The sequence below is a fragment of the Geopseudomonas sagittaria genome, assembly GCF_900115715.1.
Classification (GTDB): Bacteria; Pseudomonadota; Gammaproteobacteria; order Pseudomonadales; family Pseudomonadaceae; genus Geopseudomonas; species Geopseudomonas sagittaria.
Genome location: NZ_FOXM01000005.1, coordinates 63,805 through 75,018, shown reverse-complemented (window position 1 = coordinate 75,018; position 11,214 = coordinate 63,805). Strand labels below are relative to the sequence as shown.

The following is an 11,214-nucleotide window of genomic DNA, read 5'->3' as shown; positions in this document are numbered from 1 at the left end:
CCTGCAGCAAGGGCTCCAGAGGTTATCCACAACCCCATACAGCCCAGCAGTGCATAACCTTCGCGGCCCTGCACAAAAATCGTACGATCCCCTGCAAGCCACGGGGCACTAAGGCCGCAGCACTGTGCCCAAGGCTTGTCCACAGCCCCATCCACGCCAAACGGGGACAACTGTGGACAACCGCGCGGCGGCCGCCCGAGGCGATCGCGCAGCCCTGTGCACAAGTGTCCCGCCCATGCCCTGCGGCGCCTGTGCACAACCCCACGCATCCGCCTTGGGTCGCGGTTCTCCACGACTTTTGTCGAAGGGGTGCCTGCCCTTCATACATTTCTCATCCGGCTTCATGTAGTATCCTGCGATCGGTACTACACGAACGGCGGGCCGCAGTCCGATGCGGCTCCCAAGCAGAGTGAGGCAAGCAATGACTGAACGCGTTCAAGCCGGTGGCCTGCAGGTCGCCAAAGTCCTGTTCGACTTCGTCACCAACGAAGCCATTCCCGGCACCGGCGTCAGCGCCGAACAGTTCTGGCAGGGTGCCGACGCCCTGATTCACGACCTGGCCCCGAAGAACAAGGCCCTGCTGGCCAAGCGCGACGCCCTGCAGGCGCAGATCGACGCCTGGCATCAGGCGCGTGCCGGCCAGGCCCACGACGCCGTTGCCTACAAGGCCTTCCTGCAGGAAATCGGCTACCTGCTGCCGGAACCCGCGGACTTCACCATCAGCACCGAGAACGTCGACGACGAGATCGCCCGCATGGCCGGCCCGCAGCTGGTGGTGCCGGTGATGAACGCGCGCTTCGCCCTCAACGCCGCCAACGCCCGCTGGGGTTCGCTGTACGACGCCCTGTACGGCACCGACGCGATCAGCGAAGAAGACGGCGCCGAGAAAGGCAAGGGCTACAACCCGGTGCGCGGCGCCAAGGTCATCGCCTTCGCCCGCGACTTCCTCGACGAGGCCGCGCCGCTGGAAGGCGCTTCCCACGTCGACGCCACCGGCTACCGCATCGAAGCCGGCAAGCTGGTGGTCAGCCTGGCCAACGGCAGCAGCACCGGCCTGAAGAACCCGGCCCAGCTGATCGGCTTCCAGGGCGAAGCCAGCGCGCCGCAGGCCGTGCTGCTGAAGAACAACGGCATCCACTTCGAGATCCAGATCGATCCGAGCAGCCAGATCGGCAAGACCGACGCGGCCGGCGTGAAGGACGTGCTGATGGAAGCCGCGCTGACCACCATCATGGACTGCGAAGACTCGGTCGCCGCGGTCGATGCCGACGACAAGGTCATCGCCTACAAGAACTGGCTGGGCCTGATGAAGGGCGACCTGGCCGAGGAAGTGGCCAAGGGTGGCAGCACCTTCACCCGCACCATGAACCCGGACCGCGTCTACACCGCGGCGAACGGCGGCGAGCTGACCCTGCACGGCCGTTCCCTGCTGTTCGTGCGCAACGTCGGTCACCTGATGACCAACGACGCGATCCTCGACAAGGACGGCAACGAGGTGCCGGAAGGCATCATGGACGGCCTGGTCACCAGCCTGATCGCCATCCACAACCTCAACGGCAACACCAGCCGCAAGAACACCCGCACCGGCAGCGTGTACATCGTCAAGCCGAAGATGCACGGCCCTGAAGAAGCCGCCTTCACCAACGAGCTGTTCGGCCGCGTCGAGGACGTCCTCGGCCTGCCCCGCAACACCCTCAAGGTCGGCATCATGGACGAGGAGCGCCGCACCACGGTCAACCTCAAGGCCTGCATCGAGGCCGCCAAGGAGCGCGTGGTGTTCATCAACACCGGCTTCCTCGACCGCACCGGCGACGAGCTGCACACCTCCATGGAAGCCGGCGCGTTCATCCGCAAGGGCGACATCAAGGGCGCCAAGTGGATCAGCGCCTACGAGAACTGGAACGTCGACATCGGCCTGAAGGCCGGCCTGTCCGGCCGCGCGCAGATCGGCAAGGGCATGTGGGCCATGCCCGACCTGATGGCCGGCATGCTGGCGCAGAAGATCGCCCACCCGCTGGCCGGCGCCAACACCGCCTGGGTACCGTCGCCGACCGCCGCCGCCCTGCACGCCCTGCACTACCACAAGGTCGACGTGTTCGCCCGCCAGCAGGAGCTGGCCAAGCGCGAGCGCGCCTCGCTGGACGACATCCTGACCATCCCGCTGGCGCCGAGCATCAGCTGGAGCGCGGAAGAGATCCAGAACGAGCTGGACAACAACGCCCAGGGCATCCTCGGCTACGTGGTGCGCTGGATCGACCAGGGTGTCGGCTGCTCCAAGGTGCCGGACATCAACGACATCGGCCTGATGGAAGACCGCGCCACCCTGCGCATCTCCAGCCAGCACATCGCCAACTGGCTGCGCCACGGCGTGTGCTCGGTCGAGCAGGTGATGGAGACCATGAAGCGCATGGCGCTGGTGGTTGACCGCCAGAACGCCGAAGACCCGCTGTACCGCCCGATGGCGCCGAACTTCGACGACAACATCGCCTTCCAGGCGGCGGTCGAGCTGTGCGTCGAGGGCACCAAGCAGCCCAACGGCTACACCGAGCCGGTGCTGCACCGCCGTCGCCGCGAGTTCAAGGCCAAGAACGGCCTGTAATAACCGCGTCGGCACGGATGCCGACCCCGGGAGCGCCCTGCGCTCCCCTCCCACAACGCGCCGCGCTCCTCCGGGAGCCGGCGCGTTGTGCTTTGCGGGCCTGCCCTGCCAATGGCTGATTGCCAGCCGCGCGACGCGCGGTTAGCGTGGAGCCATGGGTACCTGACAGCCCCATTCGGAGACTGCCATGCGTCGCTTACGTTTTCTCCTCGGCCTGCCCCTGCTGCTCGGCGGCGGCGCTGCCCAGGCCGCCAACTGCGGTCCGCTGCTGCAAGGCAGCCTGCCCGCCCTGCGCGGCCAGCAGAGCATCGACCTCTGCCGCTTCGCCGGCAAGCCGCTGCTGGTGGTCAACACCGCCAGCCACTGCGGCTTCACCGGCCAGTTCAAGGGCCTCGAGGCGCTCTACCAGCGCTACAAGGACCAGGGCCTGGAAGTGCTCGGCGTACCCTCCGACGACTTTCACCAGGAAGCCGACGCCAGCGCGGAAACCGCCAGCGTCTGCTACGTCAACTACGGGGTCACCTTCAGCATGGCCGCCGCGCAGAAGGTCACCGGCAGCGAGGCCATCCCGCTGTTCCGCAACCTCGCCGCGCAGAGCGGCGCGCCACGCTGGAACTTCTACAAGTACGTGGTCGACCGCCAGGGCAAGGTGGTGGCGCACTTCTCCAGCATGACCCGCCCGGACGATGCCAAACTGCTCGCGGCCGTGGAACAGGCCATCGCCTCGCAGCCCTGAGCGCGGCGTCCCCGGCGCAGATCAGGGGCTGCGCCGGGGCTCACGGCGAACCATGAACGGACGCCCCCGGAGAACAACAAGATGAGCAAGAACGATGGTTTCGCGGCGGTCGGCAAGACCGCCGTGATGCAGAACATCCAGGGCACCATGCACTTTCTGCTGCGCTATGCCCCGTTCAACCAGATGGAACTCAGCCATCTGGCGCAGATGGTCGAGCAGTGCCGGCTGCGCTTCTATGCCGCCGGCGATCCCATCGTCGGTCCCGGCGACGGCACGATCGAGGATGTCTACATCGTCAAGCAGGGCCTGGTGCTGGGCCAGCGACCGACCCAGAGCGGCGATGGCCTGGAGACCACCCAGGAGATCGCCCCGGGCGAGTGCTTCCCGGTGGCGGCGATGGTCAGCGAGCGGGCCACCCGCAGCCACTACATCGCCGCCGAGGACACCTTCTGCCTGCAACTCGGCCGCGCCGCCTTCGTGCGCACCTACAACCAGTCGGAAGCCTTCCGCGACTTCGCCCTGCGCGGGGTCAGCAGCCTGGTGGGCCAGGTGCACCAGCAGGTGCAGCTGCAGGCCGCAGAAACCCTCGGCGCCCGGTATTCGCTGGAAACCCGGCTGAACATCCTCGCCTCCGCCAACCCGGTGACCTGCCGCAGCGGCATCAGCCTGCGCGCGGCGGTGAAGCTGATGCACGAGCATCACGTCGGCAGCCTGGTGATGGTCGACGACAGCGACTATCCGATCGGCATCTTCACCCTGCGCGACCTGCGCCGGGTGCTCGCCGACGGCAGCGGCGACCTGCAGCAGCCGCTCGACGAGCTGATGACTCCCGACCCCATCCACCTGCCACCGACCGCCACCGCCTTCGATGCCGCGCTGACCATGACCCGCAAGCAGATCGCCCACATCTGCGTGGTGGAGATGGGCCGCCTAGTCGGCGTGTTGTCCGAGCGCGACCTGTTCTCGCTGCAGCGGGTCGATCTGGTCCATCTGGCGCGCACTATCAGCGCGGCCCCGCATATCGACACCCTGGTCGAGCTGCGCGAGGAGATCGCCCACCTGATCGACAACATGCTCGCCCACGGCGCCAACCCGGAGCAGCTGACCCACATCATCACCCAGCTCAACGACCACACCGTGGAGCGGGTCATCGAGCTGATGATCGAGGAGCACGGCGACCCCGGCGTGCCCTTCACCTGGCTGGTATTCGGCAGCGAGGGGCGCCGCGAGCAGGCCCTGCTCACCGACCAGGACAACGGCATGCTGTTCGAGGCCGGCAGTCCCGAAGAGGCCGAGCAGATCCGCCAGCGCCTGCTGCCCCTGGCGCGCAGGATCAACGAGGCCCTGGATCGCTGCGGCTTCACCCTGTGCAACGGCAACATCATGGCCAGCAACCCGGAGCTGTGCCTGTCGCGCCAGGAGTGGCTGCGCCGCTTCATGGGGATCATCCAGAACCCGACCCGCGACAACCTGATGCACTCGTCGATCTTCTTCGATCTGCGCTCGGTCTGGGGCCCGAGCGAAGGCTGCCGGCAGCTCAGCGAGGCGCTGCTGCAGATGGTCGAAGGCAACAGCCTGTTCCAGCACATGATGGCGGCCAACGCCCTGCGTCATCCGCCGCCCATCGGCCGCTTCCGCGACTTCATCGTCGCCAGCCGCGGCGCCGACAAGGACACCCTGGACCTCAAGGTGGAAGGACTGATGCCCTTCGTCGAAGGGGTACGCATCCTCGCCCTGGCCCATGGCATCAGCGAGTGCAACACCCTCGAACGCCTGCGCCAGCTCGGCGCGCGGGGCGTGCTGAAGCCCCAGGCTGCCGCCGCCTACGAGGAGGCCTACGACTTCATCCAGATGACCCGCATGCAGCTGCATCAGCGTCAGAAACGCGCCGGCCAGCCGCTGAGCAACCGTCTCGACCCCGACACCCTGAACCAGCTCGATCGGCGCATCCTGCGCGAGTCCTTCCGCCAGGCCCAGCGCCTGCAGACCAGCCTGGGCGTGCGGTACCAGCTATGAACCTATTCCGCGCCCTGCTCTCCCGCCTGCAGCGCCGCCGTCTGGCCCTCGACGAAGCGCAGCTCCAGCGCCTCAAGGCGCTGCCGCCGCCGCCCTGCCTGGATGCCCCGCTGCACCAGCAGCGCTTCGTGGTGCTCGACCTGGAAACCACCGGCCTGAACCTCAACCGCGACATCGTCATCTCGATCGGCGCGGTGACCATCGAGGACGGCGCCATCGACATGGCCCAGCAGTTCGAATGCACCCTGCGCCGCCAGGTCAAGGTCAACGAGGCCGTGCTGATCCACGGCATCGCGCCCAGCGAGCTGGCCGCCGGCCAGCCGCCGGCCGAAGCCCTGCTCAGCTTCATGGAGTTCGCCGCCGACAGCGTGATGCTGGCCTTCCACGCGCCCTTCGACCAGCGCATGCTGGCCCGCGCCCTGAAGAACGAGCTGGGTTACAACCTGGAAAACCCCTTTCTCGACGTCGCCGACCTGGCACCGATGCTGTTTCCGGAGGTGCTGACCCGGCGTGGCAGTCTGGATTACTGGATGAACTACTTCGGCATCGACATCGCCCAGCGCCATCACGCCTCGGCGGATGCCCTGGCAACCGCGGAGATCGCCCTGATCCTGTTCAACCGCGCCCAGCGCATGGGCATAGAGCGGGTCGAGGAGCTGGCCCAGCGGGCCAGGTACTGGCAACGTGCCCGCCAGGCCGCGCTCGGCTCGATCTGAGTGGTGTCTGCCGCTCAGCTGCTGATGTGGTAGCGCATCGCGAACAGCTTCTTGAAGTCCTTGACGATATGCAGGGCATCGCGCAGCAGGTCACGCTCCAGCTTGTTGAGCTTCTGCAGGTCGATGGCGTTGGGCGTCCTGTCCAGACCTTCTTCACTGGCTTCGACCCGCTGCATCTGCTGATTCAGGCGCAACTGGATGAAGATCGACAGCGCCTCGCCAAGGTTGTCACCCATCGCCTTGTCCATACGGCCCATCTCGACCAGCGCCTCGATGCGCTTGAAGGTATTGGTCTCCAGAATGCGCTGCTCCAGCGCCATGGTCCGCACCCCGTGCACGATGGGGAAGATCCCGCCCTTCTTGACGTCCAGCTGCTCCTTGTCCCTCAGGTTGCCGAACAGGGTCAGCGGGGTATCGAAGCTCAGCGCGGCCTTGGCAAAGTGCGAGAAGAAGATGTCGTTGCTGTGCACGCGGCGCAGGAAGGCATTTCTCGCCACCTTGAACAGGGCGATGTTGCCGGCAATCGGCTTGCTGTCCACGGCAATCGCCAGGTTCATCACCGACTGGCCATCGCAGTTCTGGCTCCAGTGGGTCAGCTTGCGCGCCCACTCGTCGATCGAGTTCACCCACTCCGGATTCGACACCATGATGTTGCCCGGACAGGGCGGGAAGCCGAAGCTGATCAGGGTCTCGCTGAAGTGGCGCATGGTGTCCATCAGCCCGGGCCACTCCAGGCCGTTGCGCACCAGCAGCGCATTGTCCTGGTCGGTCTTCATGATCTGCTCGCCGCGCCCTTCCGAACCCATGACGATCAGGCAGACGTGCGGACGCATGTCGCTGGGGATGATCAGATCGAACAGCTTGGAAATGATCCGGCCATTCATGGCGGCCAGCAGCTTCATGGTGAAGCGGATTTTCACCCCGGTGGAGATCAGCGCCCGAATCAGGTCGGTCAGCCCCAGCGCCGCCTCACGCAGTTCCTCGAGCGTATTGGCGCGCTCGACCCGCAGGCCGATGACATGGGAGTGACTGGAGAAGTGACTGAGCACATCGGTCAGCTCGACCAGCCCGACCAGCCGGCTGTTTTCGCCCATGACCACCACGCGCTCGATCTGATGCTGGGTCATCAGGATCAGCGCATTGAACAGGTAGTCTTCCGGGTCGGCGGTGATCAGCCGGTAGCTGGCGATTTCCGCGACATCGGTTTCCTGCGGCAGGCCTTTGAGCACCACGGCATCGAGCAGGTCCGTCCGGGTAACCATGCCATAGCGATTTCTTTTCTGCGCCAGCAGACAATCCGACTTCATCTCGCGCATGAGGCGGGTCGCCTCATGCAGACTGGTGCCTTCGGCGACGATCAACGGCTCACGGATCAGACCATCGCTGATTCTCGCCAGCATGAACTCGGCCATGTCCTGGCCCTGTCCATGCTGCGCAACGATCTGCCGCTTGGCGGCCAGATTCTGCTGGAAGTAGTCGGCAAACCGCGGGTTGCTGTCCATCAGTTCCAGCAGCACCCGGGTCGGCAGGATATGGCCGCAGGTTTCTTCGACCGCGATGAAGTTGTGAATCGCCACGCCATTGATCGCCGACCAGCCGCCGAAATAATCCTCGTCCTGGTAACGCACGAAGACATGGCTGGCCAGCGGCTGGCCATCCGGGTCCGGCTCGCTCACATCGCTTTCCGCGACCCGTCCTGTGGAGATGATGAATACGCCCTGCGGCGGCTTGCCTGCCTCGATGATGACCTCGCCCTTCTGGAAGCAGGCGGTCTCGAGGTTATCGTTCACCAGGGCCTGCTCCCGCGCATCCAGCAGGCTGAAGGGCAGGTTATCCATCTTGAACGAATCAGACATGACAAGCGCTCCGCTTTAATTATGGTTTCCTGTCCGCCACTCGAAGCGGCAAGCCTGCCCAACTTCGCCCCCTGCAGGCAAGCAGATGCATAAGCATGATTAAAGCGACAAAGGCGGGAGGTGTCACGCATCAATGCCGAGCGCTGCGGCGGCCTTTCCGGCAGTCGCGGACAGCGCTTCAGGCGCCCCGCCGGAGTCGACCGATGAGACGCAGCGCGAGGATGCAGCGAAGTTTCAGGCTGCGCAGCAGGCGCTTCGCAGCAACAGGGTCATGACGGCAGCCCTGAGCCCCATGCGCCAGCACAGCGGCTGAACGCCCGCACCGGGCGCTGTCGTCAGCCGGCGCTGCCAAGGCTGCTGGCGGTCAGGCGACCGCCATTGCATCGTGCGGCCGGATCAGTTGCCCGGGGAGGCCTGCAGACCATTGGGCTCGCAGATGGCCCGGTAGAGCGGTGCATTGATATCCAGCTTGGTCAGGGTCTCGAACTTGGCCTGTCCGGCCTCGTTCAGGCTGAACATCACCTTCTCGCTACAGAGCAATTGATGAGCGCCGCTTTTCACGGTGGACATCAGATGATGCTTTTCAAAGCGGTACAAGACGAAACGCCCCATGCGTCCCTGGCTGGTTTCCTCGATCTGCGCATTGGCGGAATCAAGCACCGTATAGGCCAGCGGCATCGGGAACAGGGCAGTCCAGGGGCGCCAGAGCATGTCGCCGGTTTCGCTGGCCACCACCAGCGAGCCTGCCGGCAGTTGCGCCTGCTTGGTATCGAACCAGGTGTATTCGTAGTGGATGGTATAGGTGAGCATGCCCAGACCGGCAAATGCCGGAATGATCCACTTCGGCAGCCACTGGCGCGTCAGACTGCGCAGTATCAATGCGATCCCCGCACCCGCCAGGGCAGCGCAGATTGCGGCAATCAGATGCCATATCATATTCAGTTCCTTCAAAAGAATCGGGCTTCCAATTGGAAGCCCGATATCTGTTTCAACCGTGGTTCAGATTATTAATCTGACTTCTGGTTTCATTATCACTTAGTGGTCCAGAGCGGCGCCAGCGCCTTTCGGAGTACGCACGCTCTCTACCAGGTCCTGCACTGCCTTCGGCGGAGCATCGGTAACCAGCGACACGGCGTAGGCCACGGCGAAGTTGATGATCGCACCGACGGAACCGAAGGCCTGCGGGGAGATGCCGAACAGCCAGTTATCCGGAGTGTTGGCGAAGGTCGCAGTGCCCGGAATGAAGAACCAGCCCAGGTACATGAAGATGTAGACGATGGTGATCACCAGGCCGACAACCATGCCTGCGATCGCGCCCTTGTCGTTCACGCGCTTGGAGAAGATACCCATCATCAGTGCCGGGAACAGGGTCGCTGCCGCCAGACCGAAGGCCAGAGCCACTACCTGTGCCGCGAAGCCCGGAGGATTCAGGCCCAGCCAGGTGGCCAGCAGGATCGCCACCGCCATGGAGATCCGGGCGGCCTTCATTTCGCTCTCTTCGCTGATCTTCGGATTGATCAGGGTCTTGATCAGGTCATGACTCACAGCGGAGGAGATGGCCAGCAGCAGACCGGCAGCGGTGGACAGTGCAGCGGCGATGGCGCCCGCAGCGATCAGACCGATGACCCAGCCCGGCAGGTTGGCGATTTCCGGGTTGGCCAGCACGATGATGTCGTTGTTGACGGTCAGTTCGTTGCCGTTCCAGCCACGCTCGGTAGCGGTTGCCTTGAAGGTGGCGTTGGCGTCGTTGTAGAACTGCACGCGGCCATCGCTGTTCTTGTCTTCCCACTTGATCAGACCGGTTTCTTCCCAGGTCTTCACCCACTCAGGACGCTCTTCATAGGCCAGAGGCGCAGCCTCGGTGCCCTGCGGGTACACGGTAGTCATCAGGTTCAGGCGCGCCATGGAGGCCACGGCCGGAGCGGTGAGGTACAGCAGGGCGATGAAGATCAGGGTCCAGCCAGCGGACCAGCGAGCATCAGCTACCTTCGGTACGGTGAAGAAGCGGATGATGACGTGCGGCAGACCAGCGGTACCGATCATCAGCGACAGGGTGAACAGGATCATGTTCAGCTTGTTGTCGGTGTCGGCGGTGTAGGCGGCGAAGCCCAGGTCGGTGACCACGGCATCCAGCTTGGCCAGCAGCGGCTCGCCGGATTCGACGTGGGTACCGATCATGCCCAGCGACGGAATCGGGTTGCCGGTCAGTTGGAAGGCGATGAACACCGCCGGGATGGTGTAGGCGATGATCAGTACCACGTACTGGGCAACCTGGGTGTAGGTGATGCCCTTCATGCCGCCGAATACCGCGTAGGCGAACACCACTGCTGCGGCGATCCAGATGCCGGCCGAGTTGCTCACTTCGAGGAAGCGGGAGAAGGCAATACCGGCACCAGCCATCTGACCGATTACGTAGGTCAGGGAGATCAGCAGCAGGCAGATGACCGCGGCCAGGCGCGCGCCACGGCTGTAGAAGCGGTCACCGATGAAGTCCGGTACGGTGAACTTGCCGAACTTGCGCAGGTAGGGCGCCAGCAGCATGGCCAGCAGTACATAACCACCGGTCCAGCCCATCAGGTAGACGGAGGTGGAGTAGCCACCGGCAGCGATCAGACCAGCCATGGAGATGAAGGACGCTGCGGACATCCAGTCGGCCGCAGTGGCCATACCGTTGGTTACCGGGTGCACGCCGCCACCGGCGACGTAGAACTCCTTGGTCGATCCGGCGCGTGCCCAGACTGCGATACCGAAGTAGAGAGCGAAGGACGCCCCCACGAATAACATGTTGATTACAAATTGGCTCATGCTGGCTTACTCCTCAACGCCGAATTGCTTGTCCAGTTTGTTCAGCCGCCACGCGTAGTGGAAGATGATCGCAATGAACGTGATGATCGAGCCCTGTTGAGCGAACCAGAAGCCCAGGTCCGCCCCACCGACTGAGATATTCATCAGCATCGGGCGCAAGAGGATGCCAAAACCAAATGAGACCAGAGCCCATACCACCAAGCTCCATGTGATGAGGCTAACGTTAGCCTTCCAGTACGCAGCAGCATTCGCTTTATCGTCTGCCATCGCCTTTCTCCGTTTTGTTTTTATTGCAGGTGAAAGAAACACACATATTGAATCTAACAAAGTGGCCCCACAAAAAGAAAGCCCCGACTTTAGTCTCAAGGAAGCGCCAAAAAACTCTTCCCGATCGGCGCGGCCAGGCCATTCCTCAACGATACCTAGCCCCGGCAAGCCTGACCTAGAGCATTGCCAGGCAAAGATGGGCCAGCAGGCGCGGACGCG

8 protein-coding genes are annotated in these 11,214 nt (G+C 64.1%); 4 read left to right on the top strand and 4 right to left on the bottom strand.

Annotated elements, in window-relative coordinates; all coding sequences use genetic code 11:
- Positions 1–421 precede the first annotated feature (421 nt).
- From BM297_RS07935 to BM297_RS07920, 4 genes are all read left to right on the top strand, one after another.
- Positions 422–2,599, top strand: coding sequence for a malate synthase G (locus BM297_RS07935; protein WP_092430008.1), 2,178 nt, complete (start codon positions 422–424; stop codon positions 2,597–2,599).
- 187 nt (positions 2,600–2,786) lie between these two features.
- The gene (locus BM297_RS07930; RefSeq protein WP_092430006.1) at positions 2,787–3,335 is read left to right on the top strand and encodes a glutathione peroxidase; all 549 of its coding nucleotides are present in this window, start codon (positions 2,787–2,789) and stop codon (positions 3,333–3,335) included.
- Positions 3,336–3,416: 81 nt separating this feature from the next.
- Entirely contained in the window at positions 3,417–5,351 is a 1,935-nt protein-coding gene (locus BM297_RS07925; protein WP_092430004.1) for a putative nucleotidyltransferase substrate binding domain-containing protein, read from the top strand.
- On the top strand, positions 5,348–6,067 hold the full coding sequence (locus BM297_RS07920) for a 3'-5' exonuclease (protein ID WP_092430002.1): 720 nt from the start codon (positions 5,348–5,350) through the stop codon (positions 6,065–6,067). Before BM297_RS07925 ends, BM297_RS07920 begins: the two co-directional genes overlap by 4 nt.
- A gap of 14 nt (positions 6,068–6,081) precedes the next feature.
- Here the strand turns inward: BM297_RS07920 and BM297_RS07915 are convergent, their stop codons facing one another.
- From BM297_RS07915 to BM297_RS07895, 4 genes are all read right to left on the bottom strand, one after another.
- Positions 6,082–7,923, bottom strand: a complete 1,842-nt coding sequence (locus BM297_RS07915; RefSeq protein ID WP_092430000.1) for a putative nucleotidyltransferase substrate binding domain-containing protein — start codon at positions 7,921–7,923, stop codon at positions 6,082–6,084.
- A 396-nt stretch (positions 7,924–8,319) separates the two neighbouring features.
- On the bottom strand, positions 8,320–8,859 hold the full coding sequence (locus BM297_RS07905; protein WP_092429996.1) for a hypothetical protein: 540 nt from the start codon (positions 8,857–8,859) through the stop codon (positions 8,320–8,322).
- A gap of 99 nt (positions 8,860–8,958) precedes the next feature.
- Entirely contained in the window at positions 8,959–10,728 is a 1,770-nt protein-coding gene (locus tag BM297_RS07900; protein ID WP_092429994.1) for a sodium:solute symporter family protein, read from the bottom strand.
- A 6-nt stretch (positions 10,729–10,734) separates the two neighbouring features.
- A complete protein-coding gene (locus BM297_RS07895; RefSeq protein WP_090306817.1) occupies positions 10,735–10,995 on the bottom strand; it encodes a DUF4212 domain-containing protein in 261 nt (86 codons plus the stop codon).
- Between the last annotated feature and the right edge of the window lie 219 nt (positions 10,996–11,214).